The sequence below is a fragment of the Brevundimonas sp. MYb52 genome, from assembly GCF_002979535.1.
Lineage (GTDB): Bacteria > Pseudomonadota > Alphaproteobacteria > Caulobacterales > Caulobacteraceae > Brevundimonas.
This window is the reverse complement of the sequence record NZ_PCPB01000003.1, coordinates 136,025-154,892: the sequence shown is the minus strand read 5'-3', so window position 1 is coordinate 154,892 and position 18,868 is coordinate 136,025. Positions and strand designations below refer to the sequence as shown.

The 18,868-nt window shown below is 66.4% G+C and carries 21 protein-coding genes; 11 read left to right on the top strand and 10 right to left on the bottom strand.

Features of this window, described 5'->3' with window-relative positions; all coding sequences use genetic code 11:
- Positions 1–2: 2 nt before the first annotated feature.
- From CQ039_RS06190 to CQ039_RS06170, 4 genes are all read right to left on the bottom strand, one after another.
- Complete coding sequence (locus CQ039_RS06190; protein WP_105563087.1) at positions 3–1,832, bottom strand: diguanylate cyclase; 1,830 nt, start codon at positions 1,830–1,832, stop codon at positions 3–5.
- 76 nt (positions 1,833–1,908) lie between these two features.
- A complete protein-coding gene (locus CQ039_RS06185) occupies positions 1,909–2,364 on the bottom strand; it encodes a MarR family winged helix-turn-helix transcriptional regulator (protein WP_105563088.1) in 456 nt (151 codons plus the stop codon).
- Positions 2,365–2,379: 15 nt separating this feature from the next.
- Positions 2,380–3,687 (bottom strand): S41 family peptidase, encoded by a 1,308-nt coding sequence (locus CQ039_RS06180; protein WP_105563089.1) that lies wholly within the window; start codon positions 3,685–3,687, stop codon positions 2,380–2,382.
- A 783-nt stretch (positions 3,688–4,470) separates the two neighbouring features.
- Positions 4,471–4,962 (bottom strand): helix-turn-helix domain-containing protein, encoded by a 492-nt coding sequence (locus tag CQ039_RS06170; protein WP_105563091.1) that lies wholly within the window; start codon positions 4,960–4,962, stop codon positions 4,471–4,473.
- Positions 4,963–5,140: 178 nt separating this feature from the next.
- Here CQ039_RS06170 and CQ039_RS06165 point away from each other — a divergent pair, with 178 nt between their 5' ends.
- Positions 5,141–5,968, top strand: coding sequence for an acyl-CoA thioesterase II (locus CQ039_RS06165; protein WP_105563092.1), 828 nt, complete (start codon positions 5,141–5,143; stop codon positions 5,966–5,968).
- Here CQ039_RS06165 and CQ039_RS06160 read toward each other — a convergent pair.
- Positions 5,965–6,777: an IPTL-CTERM sorting domain-containing protein gene (locus CQ039_RS06160; RefSeq protein ID WP_105563093.1), complete on the bottom strand. Its 813-nt coding sequence runs from the start codon at positions 6,775–6,777 to the stop codon at positions 5,965–5,967. The two genes, CQ039_RS06165 and CQ039_RS06160, sit on opposite strands and share 4 nt — an antisense overlap.
- A gap of 182 nt (positions 6,778–6,959) precedes the next feature.
- Here CQ039_RS06160 and CQ039_RS06155 point away from each other — a divergent pair, with 182 nt between their 5' ends.
- The 3 genes from CQ039_RS06155 to CQ039_RS06145 all read left to right on the top strand — a co-directional run bounded on the left by CQ039_RS06155 (position 6,960) and on the right by CQ039_RS06145 (position 9,268).
- Entirely contained in the window at positions 6,960–8,150 is a 1,191-nt protein-coding gene (locus CQ039_RS06155) for an acetyl-CoA C-acyltransferase (RefSeq protein ID WP_105563094.1), read from the top strand.
- Between the two features lie 51 nt (positions 8,151–8,201).
- Positions 8,202–8,705, top strand: coding sequence for a serine protease inhibitor ecotin (gene eco, locus CQ039_RS06150; protein ID WP_105563095.1), 504 nt, complete (start codon positions 8,202–8,204; stop codon positions 8,703–8,705).
- Between the two features lie 230 nt (positions 8,706–8,935).
- Complete coding sequence (locus CQ039_RS06145; RefSeq protein WP_105563096.1) at positions 8,936–9,268, top strand: VOC family protein; 333 nt, start codon at positions 8,936–8,938, stop codon at positions 9,266–9,268.
- 24 nt (positions 9,269–9,292) lie between these two features.
- Here CQ039_RS06145 and CQ039_RS06140 read toward each other — a convergent pair whose 3' ends face one another.
- The 3 genes from CQ039_RS06140 to thiE all read right to left on the bottom strand — a co-directional run bounded on the left by CQ039_RS06140 (position 9,293) and on the right by thiE (position 12,460).
- Positions 9,293–9,649: a hypothetical protein gene (locus CQ039_RS06140; protein WP_105563097.1), complete on the bottom strand. Its 357-nt coding sequence runs from the start codon at positions 9,647–9,649 to the stop codon at positions 9,293–9,295.
- Positions 9,650–10,059: 410 nt separating this feature from the next.
- Positions 10,060–11,736 (bottom strand): HAMP domain-containing sensor histidine kinase, encoded by a 1,677-nt coding sequence (locus CQ039_RS06135; protein WP_105563098.1) that lies wholly within the window; start codon positions 11,734–11,736, stop codon positions 10,060–10,062.
- Positions 11,737–11,800: 64 nt separating this feature from the next.
- Positions 11,801–12,460 carry a thiamine phosphate synthase gene (gene thiE, locus CQ039_RS06130; RefSeq protein ID WP_105563099.1) on the bottom strand — a complete coding sequence of 220 codons (660 nt, stop codon included), beginning with the start codon at positions 12,458–12,460 and terminating at the stop codon, positions 11,801–11,803.
- A gap of 123 nt (positions 12,461–12,583) precedes the next feature.
- Here thiE and CQ039_RS06125 point away from each other — a divergent pair, with 123 nt between their 5' ends.
- Both CQ039_RS06125 and bfr read left to right on the top strand, forming a co-directional pair.
- A complete protein-coding gene (locus CQ039_RS06125) occupies positions 12,584–12,769 on the top strand; it encodes a bacterioferritin-associated ferredoxin (RefSeq protein WP_105563100.1) in 186 nt (61 codons plus the stop codon).
- Positions 12,770–12,936: 167 nt separating this feature from the next.
- Positions 12,937–13,437: a bacterioferritin gene (bfr, locus tag CQ039_RS06120; protein ID WP_105563101.1), complete on the top strand. Its 501-nt coding sequence runs from the start codon at positions 12,937–12,939 to the stop codon at positions 13,435–13,437.
- Between the two features lie 65 nt (positions 13,438–13,502).
- Here the strand turns inward: bfr and CQ039_RS06115 are convergent, their stop codons facing one another.
- Together CQ039_RS06115 and CQ039_RS06110 are read right to left on the bottom strand one after the other, a co-directional pair.
- Positions 13,503–14,228 carry an ABC transporter permease gene (locus tag CQ039_RS06115; RefSeq protein ID WP_105563102.1) on the bottom strand — a complete coding sequence of 242 codons (726 nt, stop codon included), beginning with the start codon at positions 14,226–14,228 and terminating at the stop codon, positions 13,503–13,505.
- Positions 14,228–15,160, bottom strand: coding sequence for an ABC transporter ATP-binding protein (locus CQ039_RS06110; RefSeq protein WP_105563103.1), 933 nt, complete (start codon positions 15,158–15,160; stop codon positions 14,228–14,230). Before CQ039_RS06110 ends, CQ039_RS06115 begins: the two co-directional genes overlap by 1 nt.
- Before the next feature lie 91 nt (positions 15,161–15,251).
- On the opposite strand from CQ039_RS06110, the gene CQ039_RS06105 reads away from it, so the two are divergent.
- The 5 genes from CQ039_RS06105 to CQ039_RS06085 all read left to right on the top strand — a co-directional run bounded on the left by CQ039_RS06105 (position 15,252) and on the right by CQ039_RS06085 (position 18,868).
- Positions 15,252–15,749 carry a DUF2975 domain-containing protein gene (locus CQ039_RS06105; RefSeq protein ID WP_105563104.1) on the top strand — a complete coding sequence of 166 codons (498 nt, stop codon included), beginning with the start codon at positions 15,252–15,254 and terminating at the stop codon, positions 15,747–15,749.
- Positions 15,749–15,994 (top strand): helix-turn-helix transcriptional regulator, encoded by a 246-nt coding sequence (locus CQ039_RS06100; protein WP_105563105.1) that lies wholly within the window; start codon positions 15,749–15,751, stop codon positions 15,992–15,994. The genes CQ039_RS06105 and CQ039_RS06100 overlap by 1 nt, the downstream gene beginning before the upstream one ends.
- Positions 15,995–16,129: 135 nt before the next feature.
- On the top strand, positions 16,130–16,696 hold the full coding sequence (gene efp, locus CQ039_RS06095) for an elongation factor P (protein ID WP_105563106.1): 567 nt from the start codon (positions 16,130–16,132) through the stop codon (positions 16,694–16,696).
- Positions 16,697–16,829: 133 nt separating this feature from the next.
- Entirely contained in the window at positions 16,830–17,636 is an 807-nt protein-coding gene (locus CQ039_RS06090; protein WP_105563107.1) for an inositol monophosphatase family protein, read from the top strand.
- A gap of 197 nt (positions 17,637–17,833) precedes the next feature.
- The gene (locus tag CQ039_RS06085) at positions 17,834–18,868 is read left to right on the top strand and encodes a glycerophosphodiester phosphodiesterase (protein ID WP_105562859.1); all 1,035 of its coding nucleotides are present in this window, start codon (positions 17,834–17,836) and stop codon (positions 18,866–18,868) included.

Below are 18,868 nucleotides of genomic sequence, written 5' to 3'. Positions count from 1 at the left end.
GCCTAGGCCGCTTCCTCGACGTGGAGGATGGCCCGGTTGCGGCCCTCCTTCTTGGCGCGATAGAGGGCCGCGTCGGCCGCCTGCAGGGCGGCGCTGCCCTCACGGTCCATGCCCGGCCGCCAACAGGCGACGCCGAAGGACATGCTGGTGCTGCCCAGGGCCTGATTGCGATGACGCAGGGAGATGCCGGCGATGGCCTGGCGCACTGTTTCGATCCGCTGCAGCAGGGCTTCGGGCGTCGTGCCGGGGGCGATGATGGTGAACTCCTCACCGCCATAGCGGCAGACAATGTCGCCGTCGCGGAAGCGATGCCCAAGCTCAGCAGCCACGGCCTGCAGCACCAGATCGCCGGCGTCGTGGCCGAACTCGTCGTTGAAGCGCTTGAAGTGGTCCACGTCGCACATGACCACGCACAGGGGCGCGCCCGACCTGGCAGACCGCGCCACCTCCAGGGCCAGGGCCTCTTCCATGTAGCGGCGATTGAATAGGCCGGTCAGCGGGTCGCGGATCGTCTGTTCCTTCAGGTCGCGCTGCAACTGGTGGTTGACCATGGCCGAGGCGATGTTCTCGACCAGGACGTTGATACGGAAACCGCTCTCGGTATCGAGCACCCCGTCCAGATGCAGGACCCCGATGACCTCGCCCGACGCCAGCAGGGGCTCGCAGTGATAGGCGTGACCCTTGTCGCCGACGTGGTCGCAGACGACGTCGGCCCCCGCCTCGCTGACGAAATGGCTCTGACCCCGCCGCAGAGCCCAGCACTGGTCCGGCCCGAAGGCGTCGCCGTCGCCCTCATGCTCGCCCCAGGTCGAGATCGGGACCAGCAGATTGCGCGAATTATTGTAGGCGTAGAGCGCCCCCGGCAGACCCGGCAGGACGCGCGGCACGAAGGCCTGGATGACCTGGGCCAGTTCGGCCTCGGTGCGGGCCGCCTGCATCCGGTGAGCCATGCCGCCCAGCAGCTCGATCACCTCGCCGCGTTCACGCAAAACCTGGCTGCTGGACAGAAGCTCCTCGTGCACCCGCTTCAACTCGCGCTCGCTGCGTCTCTGGTCTGTGGAAGCCACGGCCAGCCGCTCCGCCATCTGGTTGTAGCCCTGGGCCAGGCGATTGAACTCGCGCGAGCCCATGCGTTCAGTGATGCGTTGATCCAGATCGCCCCCGCCCAGGCTGGTCATGGCGCGGGTGATGACCCGCACAGGCTGGCGGATGCCGCGAATAACCATGACGGACACCGACAGCGAGAACAGGGCGATCAGGGGCCCGCCGATCAGGGCCAGCCGTTTGCCCCATTCCAGGCGACGCTCGGCGGCCTCGATCCGCTCGGCCTGCAGCTTGCGCTCCTCGCTGAGGAAGTCCTGCGAAGCCAGGAGGACGGCGCTCATGGAGTCGAAGCCGCGCCCGCCGACGATGGCGGCCTCGGCCTCGTCAAAACGCCCCTGTCGCGCCAGTTCCAGCGGCTGGCGCATCAGTTCGGTCCGTTCTGACAGCAGACTGCCAAACGCCTGAACCCGCGCCTTCTGCACAGGGTTGTCCTTGGTCAGCTCCACCAGGTCCGAAAAGCCCCGCAGTGAGTCCGCCACCCGGCGATCGAAGGACTGGGCCAGGCTGGGGTTCTGCGTCAGGACATAGCCGCGCTGACCGGACTCCGCATCGCGCAGCCCCGCCATGGTCTCCTCCATGGCCTCGATCACCTGAGAGGAATGCGTCACCCAGCGGAAGCTCTCGCGACTTTGCCGCGAGGCGTCGACGAGGGAGGCCACCAGGGCCAGCAAAGCAATCACCACCAGGGCGCCGACAGCGGCGATCCTGGACGTCAGGGACAGGAACATGGCCCAAAGGTTAACGGACGATGGTTGACGGAAACTAAATGTCCGCGCGCCGCCAGGGTCAGACCCTTGCGGCCATTCAAACGTCGATGCGTTCGACCAGGGTTCGCGCCTGAAGGGACAGGATGGCCCGTTTGATCGTGTCGAATACGGGACCCGCGTCCTGCTCCATCTCGGCATAGGCGCGCTCGAACTCGCCATCCAGGCTGTCGAGCAGGGCCAGTTGTTCGCGCCCCCGATCGGTGATCGCGATCAGGTTCACCCGCTGGTCGGCGGGATCGGGCTGGCGGGTCACCAATCCCAGGGCCACCAGCTTGGGGACCTTTTGCTGGATCAGCTGATGCGAACGGTCCAGCGCCCGCCCCAGGTCGGCGACCGAGACCGGACCCAGGGTCGCAATGGCCGCCATCAGGGACGACGACTTGACCGGAATGATCAGGCCGGCGCGCTTGAACACCTCGGCCGACTGTTGCTCGATCAGTTCGCTCAACTGCTCGCTGACACGGCCCAGATAGGTGCGGTTCAACTCGATCATTCGCCCGACGGCTCCTCAATCCAGGCGACGATAGATGGTCGTTTCGCCAGACTTCTCAACGCGCTCCAGCCCCGTGACGGCGCCGTTGGCCCGCACCAGCCGGAACCGGTAGTCATCCGATCCCTGAACTGCAAACAGATCCTTCCCGATCGGATCAAGCGCCAGAACGAAGCGATCGCGCCAGTGATAGGCGAGGCCGCTCGGGGTGCGGACCAGGGTCCGCCCCTCATAGGCGCCGGCCGCTTCATCCAGGTCCGCAGCGCTCGGCGCCTGACCCGAAATGGCGAACTCCACCGGGACCAGGGCCCATGCGGCGTCCGTGTCGCCTGCGGTCGCCCGGCTCTGCAACAGGAACTTCTGCGCCGCCAGCAGGGCGCCCGAGGCCGGCACGGCCAGATCGGGCGTCACGCCGACACCCTCGAAATCCTTCCCGTCGATCGGGTCCCGGATCTGGCCGATCGGCACCTGCAGCATGAACCGATCATCGACCGGCACGCGGGTGACCGGATGCGCGCCGCCGGCGGTCTGTTCGCCGATCACGGTCGCCCGGCCGAGCCGCTGCAGCGAAAAGGCCATCCACTCGGCGGCGGAAAAGGACGTCGATCCGGTCAGGACCACAACGGGCACATCGCCTGAACGCTGGCCGGGCACGGCGGCCAGATTCCATTGCCCCCGCGCCACCCTCTTGCCGTCCTCGGCGTAGTTGTAGTCGAAGAATTCCTGTTCCTTGCCCGCCGGATACAGGTAGCTCATCAGCAGCTGCGCCATCTCCAGCACGCCGCCGTTGTTGTAGCGAAGGTCGAAGATGATCCCCTTGGCGCCTTCAGCGAACCGCATGGCCCCCGTCGCCGTGTCCTGGGCGTACTGGGGGTCGGCGAAGAAGTCGAAACGGATGTAGGCCAGATCCCCCTCCAGCCGTCGCGCGTCACGGAAACCGAAGTTGGCCGCGCGTTCGACGTCGCGCCGCGCCTGGGTCGTTCCGTCTCCGCTGGCCTTGGCCTGACGGCTGGCGGCGACCTCTTCAGGATCGAAAGCCACCGAGAAATGCAGATCCCGGCTCGCCTTCATCATGCCTCGCGAAAGGCTGTCCGCGAACTGGTCGGCGTCGACCGGTTCGGATCGGACCTGCCGGCCCAACTCCGCCGATATGGCGGGAATGCGATCCGGGAAGACGTAGTTTCGTTGCAGCGCCGCCTCCAGACTGGACACGACCTCTCGCTGCGCCCGCTGATCCAGAGTCGGCCGATCCGAAGCCTGGGCGAAAACCGATCCCGGCGCCAGGACAGCGACCGCCAGCATGGAGATGAAGGTCCGAGAAAACATCGCCGCTCCTATTTATACAATATATTGCGCAATATATTTCATAAATGAGCGTGTCAAATTCAGTCCCCGCGATTTTAGCGGCCGATCAGGCAGGGGTTATCGAAATCCAGCTAGTCTGCAGTGCGGGCAAGGCGCGACGGCTCAGCAAGGCCGCCCGGCATGCCCCAGCCTTTTCGCGCAACTGAAAGCCCTCGCCCGAGGACCGTTCAGCCAAAGTCCGGTTGCGAACCAGACGCCCATGTCTCGAAACGACCCGTTGCGGACCTTGAGAGCAGGTGCGACCGTTCGAGTATGAGAGCGATTTCGATATTGGCGTTGTCGGCCATCTGTGGCGCCTGCTCGACTGCGTTCTCGCAGGCTGATCGAAGTACCGCTCTGTCGTCTCAGGCTTGTGAACTAAGGACCTCAGCGCGCTGACCATGTCGGGGAGGTGATCACGTTCAGAGGCCGCTATTCGTCGGACGGGCGAGAGCGGGCTCGAATCGACATCGTGGATTGTTCATACCGCTACGGGGTTCACGGTTTCGCAGACGGGCTGGAGAAGGTGGTGGACCCAGATCAGCTGATAGGGTTCTACCCAGCACGATCGATCGAGGCATTGTTCACTGCAAGGATCGAGCTCGTGCCGCCCAATAAGAGCACATATCAAGACGACGACGGAGTGCGGCTCACGCTTCTGACAGCCACCGACGTAGAAGCGGCACCAGAATAACCTCGCAATACGGGACACCTCCGCTTCCCACCCATAGCGGACATTCCAAAGGTCGGCCTCCTACGCCAACCCTACGCCGCCTCGTCCTTCGGCAGCACATCCCCCACCGTGGGGCGGTTCTCGGCCCAGGTCAGTGCGATGTCGCGGGGCTTGACGATCTCGTTGCAGTGGCCGCAGGCGATGCGGGGTTTCAGGTCGTGGCCGCACGTCTTGTGGATCATGGCGATGCCGCTGTCGGCCTCGCCGTAGACGTGCTTCTCGCCCCAGGCGTGCAGGGTCACCAGCACCCCGTACAGATCCTTGCCCTTGGCGGTCAGGACATATTCGTTGCGCGGCGGGCGTTCGGAATAGAGCTGCGGCTCCAGCACGCCATGTTGCACCAGCGACTTCAGCCGCGCCGCCAGGACGTTGCGCGCCACGCCCAGCCGGTCCTGCCACTGCTCGAACCGGCGCACGCCGTTGAAGGCGTCGCGGATAACCAGAAGCGTCCACGGGTCGCCGATCACCTCCAGCGTGGCGGCGATCGAGCAGCTCTGGCGGCTATAGTCGGCGGTGCGTCCCATGCAGCGGAAAGTGACCCCGCGTCAGGCTTTTGACAAGTGGGTTGCCAATCGGGACGCAGCTTGTCAGTTTCTTTAAGCAACGAACTAGCGGCTCCCCGGTCGCGGTTGTTGCGTTCCTCGACTTGCGGGCGGCGACGCTTCAGTCTCCGCCCGCCTCTTTCGCCTGTTGCGTGGACCGATGACCGAAGCCGACCTGCTGCACGACGCCCTGACCCTGACGGCCTCCGATGAAGGCCTCGCCGCCCACCTGTCCGGCGAGTTTTCCAACGGGCCGATCGCCGCCCCGCCCGAGGCAGGCTTCCCCTTCGGCGGTCTTCTGGCGGCCCTGTGCGCCGGGGCCATGCGGCAGGGGCTGGGCATCAAGGCCCCTCTTCGCAGTCTGAGCGTTCAGTATCTGGCCGCCGCCAAATATGGCCAGCCGCTCCATTTCCGCCCGCGCCTGCTGCGCGGCGGCCGTAATGTCGCCTATGCCGTGGTCGAGGGCGGACAGGGCGCGAAACTGACCCACCACGCCAGCGCCACCTACGGCGCCGACAGCGACAGCGTCGAAACCCTCAGCCCGCTTCTGATCCCGCCGCCCCCGCTGGACCTGGACGCGCCGGGCCTCAGCGGCCCCCTGGCCCCGCGCTTTTCGCAGCACGTCGACTATCGCTTCGACGGCGGCCCCAACATTCTCGGCGGCAATGAGGGCAAGCCGGCCGTTGAGCGGGTCTGGATGCGCACCAGGGACGGCGCCCCGCTGGACGAACTGCGCATGGCCTATCTGCTGGACGCCCTCTATCCGCCCGCCTGGACCGCCTTCAAGGTGCCGCCGATGATGACCAGCGTCGATCTGCGCTACGATTTCCTGGCCGATCCGACGCCGGAAACCGCGCCCGACGGCTGGGCCTTCTTCGAGTACCGGCTGCTGGATCACGGCCTCGGCTGGTCAATGGACGAGGCCATCGCCTGGGGCGCGGACGGTCGCCCCCTGGCCCTGGCGCGTCAGCGTCGCAAGCTGCTCTAGGCGGCGCGCCTACGTTGCACGAACAGGGCGCCGAAACCGGCCAGCACGGCCGTCATCAGGATCATGGCCCATTCGGTCAGGGTCGGCACCGGCTCGGCGTAGATGAAGCTGCTGCTGGGCGAGGCCAGGCTGGGACCGCCCAGGGCCGAGATCGAAACCGTGCGCGCGCCCTTGGCGGCGGGCGGAGCAATGACCGTGATCTGCGTCGGGCTGTCGACCGTAAAGCCGGCAGGGATGCCGCCAAAGGTCACCGACGTCACGCCGTTGAAATTGGTCCCGGTGATGACCACGCTCTCTCCGCCCTCCAGCGGTCCCGACGACGGCATAAGGCTGGCGATGACCGGGGCGTGCGTCACGGTCAGGGTCGGATTCTGGCCTTCAGCCATCTCGAAGCTGCCGCCCGCAGGCGAAGCGTAGGTCAGGGTGGTGGGCTCCAGGGGATAGGTCGTCAGCGTATTGTTCGCCGTCAGATCCACCACGATCTCGCAGATGAAGGACACCGGCTGGGTCATGTCGCTGACCGTCAGGATATTGCCAACCAGATCAACTGTGGCCGGGCAATACTGCGAGGGCGTGACGCTCGTCGCCGTCAGCCCGGCAGGGATCGTATAGGTAAAGGCCCCGCCGCTCATTGCCGAGGGCGCCACCTCCGAGGTGTAGATTCCGAACTTCAGCTGGGTCGTCCCGCCCGGATTGACCCCCGGCGCGGCATAGGACCCGCTCATGGTCACATTCTGGGCCATCGCCGGTGCGGCGCAGGCGAAGACGACGGCGGCCAGGGCGGCGCCCGACAGGTGATGGCGAAGCATGATGACGGCCCTCTGACCCGCCCCGGCCACGCCCGGCGAATCGATTTTACATTGATGGTTAATAACAACGCCTGCCGATCATTGGTCAACCAAAGCTGCAATCCTGACTCTTGTTATAACTTGCGCCGTTCGACCCGGCGCCCGATCTAGCCCACCACGAGTTTCCCATAAGGACGCCCCTCATGACCGCCGCATCCGATCCCGTCGTCATCGTCTCCTTCGCCCGCACGCCCATGGGCGGCTTCCAGGGCGCGCTGTCGCCGGTCAAGGCCACCGATCTGGGCGCCGCCGCGGTCAAGGCCGCTGTCGAGCGCGCCGGCGTGGCCCCTGAAAAGGTCGAGCAGATCTTCATGGGCTGCGTCCTGCCCGCCGGTCTGGGTCAGGCCCCGGCGCGTCAGGCCGCCATCGGCGCGGGCCTGGGCAAGCACGTCGAGGCGACGACCGTGAACAAGATGTGCGGCTCGGGTCTGCAAGCCGCCATGATGGCGCATGACGCCCTGCTGGCCGGCACCGCTGACGTCATCGTCGCGGGCGGCATGGAGTCCATGACCGGCGCCCCCTATCTGATGAACAAGCACCGCGGCGGCGCCCGCATCGGCCACGACGTCATTGTCGACAGCATGATGATGGACGGTCTGGAAGACGCCTATTCCCCCGGCAAGGCCATGGGCGTCTTCGCCGAGGACTCCGCCGCCCAGTATCAGTTCACCCGCGAGGCGATGGACGAATACGCCATCGAGAGCCTGACCCGCGCCAAGGCCGCCATCGCCTCGGGCGCCTTCAAGGCCGAGATCGTCCCCGTCGAGGTCGCCACCCGCAAGGGCCCGGTCATCGTCAGCGAGGACGAGCAGCCCGGCAAGGCTGACCCGGCCAAGATCCCCACCCTGCGCCCCGCCTTCACCAAGGACGGCGCCATCACCGCCGCCAACGCCAGTTCCATCTCGGACGGCGCCGCCGCCCTGGTCATGACCCGCGAGAGCACGGCCAAGGCGCTCGGCCTGCCCATCGTGGCTCGCGTCGTCGCACACGCCGCCCACGCCCATGAGCCGGCCCTGTTCACCACCGCCCCGGTTCCCGCCATGCAGAAGGCCCTGAAGAAGGCCGGCTGGTCGGTCGAGGACGTTGACCTGTGGGAGGTCAACGAGGCCTTCGCCGTCGTCGCCATGATCGCCCAGCAGGAACTGGGCATCGACCGCGCCAAGCTGAACGTCAACGGCGGCGCCACGGCGCTCGGCCACCCCATCGGCGCCTCGGGCGCCCGCATCCTGTCCACCCTGCTGGCGGCGCTGCAGGCGCGCGGCGGCAAGAAGGGCGTGGCCTCCCTGTGCATCGGCGGCGGCGAAGCCGTGGCCATGGCCGTGGAACTGGCCTGATCCCATCGCGTTCTCCAAGGTCACGCTAACCTTGGCCGTGGAGACTACGCCTTGAAAATCCTCCCCTCACTCTTCGCCGGCGTCGCCGCCCTGACCCTGGCGGCCTGCGCCACGGCTCAGGCCGAAAGCGCCATGACCCCGCCCACGGCTCAGACCAGCGCCGACGACCTGAAGGCCTTCCCCGCCGCCACGGCTGGCCAGACCCGCCACGTCATCCGCTTGCCCGCTCAGGCCGACGAGGATGTGCTGAAGGTCGAGGTCATCGTCGGCAAGACCATGAAGGTCGATTGCAACCGCCACAGCCTGGGCGGTCGCCTTGAAGAGCGCACGGCCGCGGGCTGGGGCTACACCTACTACGTCATCGACAGTTTGGGTCAGGCCGCCTCGACCATGATGGCCTGCCCGCCCGGATCGGAGCATGACGCCTTCGTCCGCGTCGGCGGTCAGGAGTTGGTTCGCTACAACAGCCGCCTGCCATTGGTGGTCTATGCCCCGAACGACGCCGAGGTCCGCTACCGCGTCTGGCGCGCGGACGAGGAAAAGACCGCGGGCTGATCACGGTCGCTCATGGATACCAGGCGGGGGCGTCGGTCGGGTTCGATCGGCGCCCTTGTCGTATCCAAGCACGGCGCCGGGTCCGCATCCTGACGCATCAGCGAAGCCAGCGAGGCGCATCCGGCGCTCAGGACGATCATGGGTCGACTCCTGCATTTGCGAACCATTTGCAGATTTGCGCAGAGTCGGCCGACGTGCAAGCGTCGCCTTCATTTCCTCGGAGACCCGCCATGCGCGAAGACGGCAAGCTGGACTATCTCGAACTGCCCGCCACCGACATGGCGGCGCACAAAGCCTTCTACGCCTCGGCTTTCGGCTGGACGTTCCAAGACTACGGCCCTGATTATGCGGCGTTTGGAGAAGGCCTGGACGGCGGCTTCACCACCGAGGCCATGACCCCCAAGCCCCTGCCGATTCTCTATGCCCACGACCTGGAGGCCATGCTGGCCAAGGTTCAGGCGGCGGGCGGGGAAATCACCCACGCGATCTTCGCCTTCCCCGGCGGACGCCGCTTCCACTTCCGCGATCCGTCCGGCAACGACCTGGCGGTGTGGTCGGAATAGAGCGGACGACTTGGGGTCGGCAGCCTACTTGGGATCAACAGACTGAGCGATCCGCTCGGCGGCGTCGCGATCGGCGCCGCTGAGGCTCATCAACCAGACGTGGATTTCATTGGGCGCCGTCGGTTGCTGGAACAGATGCTCCATGGCGATGCGCCGCGTCCCCTCAGGCACGATCACCGAGACTCGACCCGCCGCCGTCACCTGCTCGCCGTCATAGATGGGAAACTGCGACGCCGGCCCAGTATAGATCATGGCGAAGGTCTTGCCCGCCTTGCGCACCGAATAGACGTGCGTGTTCGGGGCGCCCCGCCCCTCTACGAGCTGGAAATCAGCGGGCATGTCGATGCTGAACGGCAGAGCTGCGCGCTCGGCGAAGCTCAAGCCTGCGGACGAAGCAGACGACGGCGCGTCAGATCGCCTGACCGGCGCGGAAGGGGCCGGAACTGGAGCGGGCGCGCCCTGGGTGGCTTGCGGGCGCGGTGAACCGATCGGGGCCTGACCGGCGATGCGCGGCGGTTGCGGCCTCGGCTGAACCGGCGCGGCAGAGGTCGTCGCTGACGTCGGACGAACAGGCGCGCTGGCCGAAGACGCAGACGTCGAGGGCTGCGACGGTGGCGCAGCGACGCGCGGCGCCGTCGGCGGCCCTCCATTGAGCCGACGCGTCAACTCCTCGACGCTCTGGGCCTGGTTCGAGGATTGGGCATGAGCCGCCACAGGCGCGACACTCAACAGGACGGAGGCGAGAAGCACGGTTTTCATGCGGGAACCTTGACCCCCGCGCCGCCTGACGGTCAAGCCGCCGCCAGTTCGACCCAGAAGGTCGCTCCCTGCCCCGGCGCCGAAATCACGCCGATCTCCCCGCCCTGAAGTTCGGTCAGACGCTTGGCCAAAGCCAGCCCGATGCCGTGCCCCTCGATGGCCGAACGCTCCAGTCCCAGTCGATTGAACGGCTCAAACAACTGCGCCTGCTTTTCCAGCGTCAATCCGGGGCCAAAGTCGATGACCTCGATACGCACCCGATCGTCCGCCCAGGCCGCCTTGAGCAGCACGCGACCGCCGATGGCGCCGTATTTCACGGCATTCCCGGCCAGATTGCCGATCACCTGGGCCAGTCGTTGCGAGTCCGCCTGTGCGATCAGGGCGTCGCCTTCGACCAGCACCGCGATGTCCAGACCCCGCGTTTCGGGCTTAAGAACCAGAGCGCGTCGCACGTCTTCGAGCAGGCCTGCGACATCGGTCGGCCGCAGCTCGACCTTGACCGCCCCGGACTCGGCGCGCGCCACGTCCAGCAGGTCATGGGCCAGGGTTTCGACCTGACGCGCGGTCTTGACCAGCATCTGCGCCATCTCGATCTGCTCGGCCGAAGTCGCCCCCAATTGGCCGCCGGCCCACAGTTCACCGATGCCGATGATGCCGCCCACCGGGCTCTTGATCTCATGGGCGACGTTGGCCAGCAGCCGCGACTTGGCCGCCGAGGCTCGCTCGGCCCGTTCACGTCCGGCCCGCGCCCGCTCGGCCAGACGATCACGCTCTTCCAGCAGCGCCGCCACCATCAGGATCGGCATATAACCTAGCAGCACCAGCAACTGGGCCAGCAACGCCCGGTCCTCGGCGGCGAACGAATGATAGGGTCCATGCCCCGCCATGGTTCCGCCAATGGCCATGACCGTTACGAGCACCAGGGCAGAGGCAATGCCCGCCACCCTGAACCGCACCGCCATCATCAACAGCAAGGGCATCAACAGGAAGCCGAACGGCAGGCTCAGATGCGAAAAGATGGCGTAGCAGGCAGAGCCGATCAGCCCCAGCAGAGCCGCGCCCTCTGCCAAACGGCCCGGATGACGCGCGATGGACAGATGGCGTCGTTGCAGCGCCAGACCAAAGGCGCCGATCACCGCAAAGCCCAGGGCGTGTCCGCACCACCAGATCCGCAGCCCGTCCATGATGTCCGCGCCCACCAGGGCGTCCAGCGCCACGGCGCTGATGACGGCGCCCGGCAAGGGGGCGACGGCGCACACCCCAAGGAATCGCGCCAGCCCCTCCACCGAGTTGACGCTCAACCCCGGGACGAAACGCCGCACCAGGACCACCGCCAGCCCGATCTCCAGCAGGTTCATCGCCGTGAACATGGCCGACAACACCGGCCCGTTGCCGACCAGGAACTCGCCCGCCAGCACGCCCATGGTCACCAGGGCGCCGAAACCCAGATCATAGGTCAGGCCGCGCCCGCCCCTCAACCAGACCGCCAAGGCCAGGCCGCCCGCGCCCCACAGGGCCGCGACCAGGCCGTTGGTCCGCGCAAAGCTGATGGCCAGAACGACCAGAACGGTCACGCCGACCGCCGTCAGGATCGGCGCCAGGGGCTGTCGGAAGAAGGCCGTATTGGGCGCAGTCACAGGCGCGGCGTCGCCCGCAGCCGCTGCGTCGAAAATGGGGTCAGGCCTGTCGAGCGCGCGGCTCATGCTCATGATCGGGTCCGATGTACGCGACTAACGCCTCATCCTGCCGGACCTTCCTAAACATCCTCTGAAGTCAGAAGGCCGTCGCCAGAACGGCGTTGAACGCCCGAACCGCAGCCGCCGGGCCATCCGCATGCTTCCACACCCCGGCGCTGATGGCGACGAAATCGGCGCCCGCAGACGCCACCTGGGCTGCGTTCTCGATACTGATCCCGCCGATGGCGACGCAGGGCGTCTCCATGGTCTCCTGCCAGATGGTCAGCTCGATCAATTCCGGCCGATGCGTGGTTGCCTTGGTGTCGGTCGGGAAAAAGGCGCCGAAGGCGACATAGTCCGCGCCCGCCTCAGCCGCCTCCATCGCCAGGTGGCGGCTGTCATGGCAGGTGGCGCCGATCATGGCGTCCGGCCCCATGATGCGCCGCGCCTCGGCGACCGGCGTGTCCTCTTGCCCCACATGCACGCCGTCGCAGCCCGTGGCCTTGGCCAGGTCCGGGCGGTCGTTCAGGATCACCGCCACGCCGTGCGCCTGAGCGATCGGGGCCAGCCGCGCCACGGCGGCCTTGATCTGATCGTCCAAGGCGTCTTTGAGCCGGATCTGCAGGGCCGCGACCTCGCCCGCCGACAGGGCCTGTTCCAGCAGGCCGGCGAAGGCCTCCAGATCATCAATCGCCGGCGGCGTGATCAGATACAGTTGGCAGGGCGGACGGGGCGGAAGCGCAGTTTGACGGGCCATGGCCCTCGCCCTGCCCGTCCTCGCGCCGGGCGTCAATGTCGCAACCCCATGCGAACGATTTGCACTCGCCTTAATAAATGCTATAGCGAGCCATTCTCAGTAACTGTTTCGGGGCTTGTCGCCTTGTACGTCTGCAACTGTAACGGCCTTCGCCAGCGTGACGTCGCTCAAGCCATCGAGGCGGGCGCGACCCGTCCCAAGGATATTTTCGCGTCCAATCAATGCGCTCCGCAATGTGCCAAGTGCGTCTGCGAGATGCGGCAGATGATTCAGGACACCCAGGCCGCCTTCGCCCTCGCGGCCGAGTAAGACGCCTAGCTGAAAGTCGATTTCACTCGCATTATCAATGCAGTGATAAGAACTCGCAAATGATCCACGGCCTCAAAGCCGTGCTATGAATCGCCTCATGGGCGGTGCTCAGAGCCGCGACGTCACGACGACGTCGTCCAGCGCCGCCGCATCAGAGGACGACGACCATGAAGGGCGATCCGGCGATCATCCGCACCCTGAACGCGGTGCTGACCAACGAACTGACGGCGGTGAACCAGTACTTCCTGCACGCCCGCATGTTCGAAAGCTGGGGCCTCAGCCACCTCGGCAATGTCATCTACGAAGAATCGATCGGCGAGATGAAGCACGCCGACATGCTGATCAAGCGCATCCTCTTCCTCGACGGCCTGCCCAATCTGCAGGACCTGCACAAGCTCAAGGTCGGCGAGGACCCGATCGAATGCCTGGGCGCCGACCTGAAGCTGGAAATCGACAGCCGCGCCACGACGCGCGACGCCGTCACCCAGTGCGAGGAAGCCCGCGACTACGTCAGCCGCGACCTGCTGATGAAGATTCTGGCCGACACCGAGGAGCACGTCGACTTCCTGGAAAACCAGCACAAGCTGATCGAGCTGCTGGGCGCGCAGAACTATCTCCAGTCCGCCATGAGCGAGATCAAGACCGACGGCGCCGCCACCGGCAACTGATCTCTCCTGCCAGGACGATCACGCACGAAGGGGCGACCGAGCGATCGGCCGCCCCTTTTGCTTGGCTACAATACCTCGCGCCGCGCCAGGTGAACCACCGCCAGGATCAGAACGACCAGGCCCAGCCCTCCGCCCAGACCCAGCGCCGTCTGCATACGCCAGGCTTCGCCGGCCAGGACATTGACCGGCATCTGCCAGGGCATGAAGACGCCCTGCTTGGCCGCCGTCGCCACCACCGCAAAGAAGGTCCCGCCTATGCCCACGATCAGCGCCGGGACAAAACTGGCGAAGCGCATGGCGACCCAGAACTGGATGGCGGTCATCAGGGTTCCCGCCACCGCCATCAGACCCAGCATCCTGGCATAGGTCGCCAGGTCAAAGACGCCCGTCGGCGCCACAGCAGGCTTGATCAGCGCCGCCAGAGACACCGAAGCCGCCGTCAGCGCCAGGACGCCCGCGCTCATCAGCAGAACCAGGCCGAACACGCAGACCGCCTTGGCCGCGTAAAGGCTCCAGCGCGGGATCGGCAGGGCGCGCAGATGGTCCCAGGATTTCGGTCCATGTTCCATGTGCGCGACAAGGGCGGTCAGAGCCGTCACGCTCATCGGCATCATGAAATAGGCCCAGATGGCCGAACCCGTCGTGATCCACATGTCCCAGGGCGAAGGCTCCTTGGCGCGCAACATCATGAAGAAGGCGAAGATCGCGATCAGGCTGGGCGCAGCCACGGCCAGCAGCAGGGCCAGGGATCGGTTCAGCTTGCGGACCTCGACGGTCAGAACAGCCAGCATCACGCGGCCTCCCGCAGGGGTTGAGCGGTTTCCGTGACCTGCCGATACAGGCCCTCCAGCGAGCGTTCGCGGGCGCCGATGGCGAAGACGGCGACGCCCTGCTCGACCAGAACCTGGTTCAGACGCGCCGTCGCGGCGTCGTGGTCCTGGCCGAGACGTAGCCGCGCGCTCAGACCCTCGGCAGTCTTCGTCACGGTCAGGTCATGCTGGGCCAGCACCGCCGCCGCACGACCGTAATCATCCACCCGCAGGTGGATTTCGGGCGCTCTGGCCGCCTTCAATGCCGCCAGTTCACCTTCCAGCACCTGCCGCCCCTGATGGATCACGCCGACATGGCTGGCGATCTGTTCGATCTCGCCCAGCAGGTGGCTGGACAGAAGCACCGTCGCCCCGGTCTGCGCGGGCAGATCGCGCAGAAAGCGCCGCATTTCAGCGATGCCGTCGGGGTCCAGGCCATTGGTCGGCTCGTCCAGCACCAGGATCGGCGGCGCGCCCAGCAGGGCCCGCGCCAGACCCAGCCTCTGCCGCATCCCCAGGGAATAGCCCCCGACCCGACGGCCGGCGTCCGCCCGCATCTCGACCACGCCCAACACCCGGTCGACTTCGCTGACCGGCAGACCCTGCAGGCAACGACTGATGTCCAGGTTCTCGCGCCCCGTCAGATTGCCGTAGAAACCATGCGCCTCCAGCAGGGCCCCGACCTTGCGCGCCGCGCCTATCCGGTCGCGCGCCACATCGACGCCGCCAATCCGCGCCGTCCCAGCCGTAGGCCGGATCAGGCCCAGCAGCATCTTCAGCGTCGTCGTCTTACCCGCGCCATTGCGCCCCAGGAAGCCATAGACTGCCTGATCCGGCACGGTCATCGACACCCCCTCCACCGCCGTCCGCGCGCCGAAACGCCGCGTCAGCCCCTCTGTCTCGATCACGCCCATGCGACCGCTCCTTTATTTAACTCTTAGATAAAGTTGCGAAGCGCCGATCTTTAAGTCAAGATTAAAGATCGGTCAGATTCGGAGCCCTCCAATGACGCGTGATCTCGAGCGCTTTCGCCGACTGTGCGGCCAGTATCGCTGGCTGGCGGTCTTCATGGTGGCCAGCGTGGGGCTGCTGCTGGTCGTGGCCAACCTGATCGCCCCACTCGCCCTGTGGGTGCGCGTTCCGACGCTGGTCAGCGGACGCGCGGTCGCCGCCTCGCTGATCTGGATCGCCCCGGCGCTCTGCTACCTGTTCGGCGTCTGGTCGATCGGCGGCGGTATGGGGCAACTGGCCAAGGGACGGCTGATACAGCCCACTTTGGCTTCGACCCTGCGTCGGGTCGGCCTGGCCCTTGGTTTCGGCGGCGTGATCAGCGTCTTCGTCGTCACCAATCTGCTGCGCCTGATCGGATCCAGCCAGGGCGGCTATCTGCATTTCGACGTCGCGGGCATGACGCTCGGCATGATCGGCGGCGCTCTCTTCCTGCTGGGTCGCGTCGTGGATCAGGCTGGGGCCGTTCAGGCCGAACTGGACGAGATGATCTGATGGCCGTTCGCGTCACCCTCGACGCCCTGATCGTCGCCAGGGGCATCAAGGCCCGCGATCTGGCCGCCCAGGTCGGCCTCAGCGAGACCCAGTTGTCGCTGTTCCGCTCCGGCAAGGTGAAGGGCATCCGCTTCCGCACGCTGGCCCGACTGTGCGCCGCCCTGGGTTGCCGCCCCGGCGACCTGCTGGACTATGATCTGGACCCCGCCGATCTGGAGCCGCCCAGGGGCGACGACGCGGACTGAGGACATGAACTGATCAATCGCCGATCAGCGTCCCCATTGCCCTTTTTCCCCTGTTCCTCTACGGCTCGCCGCGATTTCGCGCGCCCGCCTTTGATGCGGCCGGGCCGCCCCCTGCCCTCACATCCAGCGGTTTCTATGAAAATCAACGGCAACACCATCAAGCCCGGCATGGTCCTGCAGCACAACGGCGGCCTCTGGGTCGTCACCAAGGCCAGCCACGTAAAGCCCGGCAAGGGCGGCGCCTTCGCCAACGTCGAGGCCAAGAACCTCGAAACCGGCAACAAGCTGAACGAGCGCTTCCGTTCGGAAGACAAGGTCGAGCGCGTCACCCTGGAACAGAAGGACTTCTCCTACCTGTTCGACAACGGCGACAGCCTGGTCTTCATGGACGACGTCACCTACGAGCAGATCGAACTGCAAAAGGGCTGGGTCGGCGACGAACGCATCCCCTATCTGCAAGAAGGCATGAAGGTCATCATCGAGATGCATGAAGACCGCCCGATCGGCCTGGAACTGCCGGAGCAAGTCACGCTGGAAGTCGCCGAGACCGAGCCCACCGTGAAGGGCCAGACGGCCTCGTCCTCCTACAAGCCCGCCATCGCCTCGAACGGCGTGCGCATCATGATCCCGCCCTACATGTCGGCCGGCGAGCGCATCATCGTCGACACCACCTCGGGTGAATACGTCCGCCGCGCGGACTAACAAAGACCGTCTTTCCCGGCCAAGGTCGGGCGCTATAACAGCCTACAGGGGCGCGGATGGTCCGCGCCCCTTTTGCTTCTCCGTCTCTCCGGGCCGAAAGGGCCTTCAAGGACAGCCGGACCAGGAGAACCCCATGGCCCTCGCCTCTGCTCTCGTTCAGGTCATCATCAGCGCCGTGCGCAAGACCGCACGCCCCATGCTTCGCGATTTCGGCGAAGTCGCCCAGCTTCAGGTTTCGCGCAAAGGGCCCGGCGATTTCGTCACGGCCGCCGACCTGAAGGCCGAAGACACCCTCTACGAACTGCTGATGAAGGCCCGCCCCGGCTACGGCTTCCTCGGCGAGGAACGCGGCCTGATCGAAGGCACCGACAAGTCGCACACCTGGATCGTCGACCCGATCGACGGCACCACCAACTTCATGCACGCCATGCCCCACTTCGCCATCACGGTGGGCCTGGAGCGCAAGCACCCCGACGGCTCGTCCGAGATCGTCGCCGGCGTCACCTACAACCCGGTGATGAACGAGCTGTTCTGGGCTGAAAAAGGCAAGGGCTGCTACCTGAACGACCAGCGCATCCGCGTTTCGGGTCGTCGTGATCTGTCCGAGAGCCTGATCTCGACCGGCCTGCCCTTCATCGGCAAGACCGGCCACTCGCAAGCGATCAAGGACATCCACGCGGTCGGCCAGCGCGTCGCCGGCATCCGGCGCCTCGGCGCCGCCTCGCTGGACTTCGCCTGGGTCGCTGCGGGCCGCTACGACGCCTTCTTCGAGCGCAACCTGCAGCCGTGGGACGTGGCGGCGGGCATCCTGTTCGTCACCGAAGCGGGCGGCACGGTCACCACCATCGACATCGACGGCGATCCCAAGAACGGCAAGCAGATCGTCGCCGCCAACCCCGAACTGCAGCCGCAACTGCGCAAGATCCTGCAGGCGGCCTAACTAAAATTCTCCCTCCCCTTCATGGGGAGGGTGGCCGAGCCGTCAGGCGCGGCCGGGTGGGGGCGGCGTGGTCATTGACCCGCCGCCTTTTGCTTGCCCGCCCTCCCCACCCGCTCGCCGCTTCGCGACGACCACCCTCCCCATGAAGGGGAGGGAGAAATCACGCGACCGTCACGTCATGCCCCTACCCTCGGCGCATGATCCGCCTCATCCTGACCGCCGCCCTCTTCCTCAGCGGAACCCCGGCCATGTCTGCGCCCGCCCCTAAAGTCATCGCCCACCGCGGCGCTTCCGGCGAACGACCCGAGCACACGGCCTCGGCCTATCGTCTGGCCGTTGAACAGGGCGCGGACTTCATCGAGCCAGACCTGGTCATGAGCCGCGACGGTCATTTCGTCGTCCGCCATGAAAACGAGATCGGCGGCACGACCGACGTGGCGGACCGGCCTGGATTCGCCACCCTCCGCACGACAAAAGCCATCGACGGCGTCCAGATCACTGGGTGGTTCACCGAAGACTTCACCCTGGCCGAGCTGAAGACCCTGCGCGCCCGCGAGCGCCTGCCCCTGCTGCGTCCGGGCAACGCGGCCTGGGACGATCAGGAAGCCATCTTGACCTTCGACGAAGTCGTGGCCCTCGCCCGCGAGGAGACCGCCCGCACCGGCCGCATCATCGGCATCGCGCCGGAGCTGAAACACCCGTCCTATTTCGCCGGGATCGGCCTGCCGATGGAGGACGCCTTGGTCGCCGCACTGGAGCGCCACGGCCTGACCGGCGCCGACGCCCCCGTCCTGATCCAATGCTTCGAAGTCGGCCCGTTGCAACGGCTGAACGCCCGCATCGACGCGCCCCTTTTGCAGTTGATGAGCGTCACAGGCGGCCCCGCCGACCGTCCCGACCTGACCTACGCCGCCATGAGCACGGCTGAGGGCCTGCGCGCCGTCGCCGCCTATGCCGAGGCCATCGGGGTCGAGACCGGGATGATCGTGCCGCGTGACGACAGGGCCCGCAGTCTGACGCCGACGTCTCTGATCGCCGACTCCCATGCAGCGGGCCTCAAGGTCGTCGTCTGGACCTTCCGCGCCGAGAACGCCTTCCTGCCCCTGGAACGCCGCCACGGCGAGGTGCCCGCCGACCACGGCGACCTCAGCGGCTATCTGAAGGCCTTCTACGCGCTCGGCGTCGACGCCGTGTTCAGCGACTTTCCGGGCGCAGCGGTCGCGGCGCGCTGA

Bases quoted from the DNA above. Each gene is read 5' to 3' on its own strand.
- CQ039_RS06115 (WP_105563102.1), bottom strand. From the start codon at position 14,228: ATGCTGGCTGTTCTGACCGTCGAGGTCCGCAAGCTGAACCGATCCCTG.
- thiE (WP_105563099.1), bottom strand. From the start codon at position 12,460: ATGGCCCGTCAAACTGCGCTTCCGCCCCGTCCGCCCTGCCAACTGTAT.
- CQ039_RS06160 (WP_105563093.1), bottom strand. From the start codon at position 6,777: ATGCTTCGCCATCACCTGTCGGGCGCCGCCCTGGCCGCCGTCGTCTTC.
- efp (WP_105563106.1), top strand. From the start codon at position 16,130: ATGAAAATCAACGGCAACACCATCAAGCCCGGCATGGTCCTGCAGCAC.
- CQ039_RS06090 (WP_105563107.1), top strand. From the start codon at position 16,830: ATGGCCCTCGCCTCTGCTCTCGTTCAGGTCATCATCAGCGCCGTGCGC.
- CQ039_RS06105 (WP_105563104.1), top strand. From the start codon at position 15,252: ATGACGCGTGATCTCGAGCGCTTTCGCCGACTGTGCGGCCAGTATCGC.
- CQ039_RS06165 (WP_105563092.1), top strand. From the start codon at position 5,141: ATGACCGAAGCCGACCTGCTGCACGACGCCCTGACCCTGACGGCCTCC.
- CQ039_RS06190 (WP_105563087.1), bottom strand. From the start codon at position 1,832: ATGTTCCTGTCCCTGACGTCCAGGATCGCCGCTGTCGGCGCCCTGGTG.
- CQ039_RS06155 (WP_105563094.1), top strand. From the start codon at position 6,960: ATGACCGCCGCATCCGATCCCGTCGTCATCGTCTCCTTCGCCCGCACG.
- CQ039_RS06100 (WP_105563105.1), top strand. From the start codon at position 15,749: ATGGCCGTTCGCGTCACCCTCGACGCCCTGATCGTCGCCAGGGGCATC.
- CQ039_RS06170 (WP_105563091.1), bottom strand. From the start codon at position 4,962: ATGGGACGCACCGCCGACTATAGCCGCCAGAGCTGCTCGATCGCCGCC.
- CQ039_RS06185 (WP_105563088.1), bottom strand. From the start codon at position 2,364: ATGATCGAGTTGAACCGCACCTATCTGGGCCGTGTCAGCGAGCAGTTG.
- CQ039_RS06145 (WP_105563096.1), top strand. From the start codon at position 8,936: ATGCGCGAAGACGGCAAGCTGGACTATCTCGAACTGCCCGCCACCGAC.
- CQ039_RS06135 (WP_105563098.1), bottom strand. From the start codon at position 11,736: ATGAGCATGAGCCGCGCGCTCGACAGGCCTGACCCCATTTTCGACGCA.
- CQ039_RS06180 (WP_105563089.1), bottom strand. From the start codon at position 3,687: ATGTTTTCTCGGACCTTCATCTCCATGCTGGCGGTCGCTGTCCTGGCG.
- CQ039_RS06110 (WP_105563103.1), bottom strand. From the start codon at position 15,160: ATGGGCGTGATCGAGACAGAGGGGCTGACGCGGCGTTTCGGCGCGCGG.
- bfr (WP_105563101.1), top strand. From the start codon at position 12,937: ATGAAGGGCGATCCGGCGATCATCCGCACCCTGAACGCGGTGCTGACC.
- CQ039_RS06085 (WP_105562859.1), top strand. From the start codon at position 17,834: ATGATCCGCCTCATCCTGACCGCCGCCCTCTTCCTCAGCGGAACCCCG.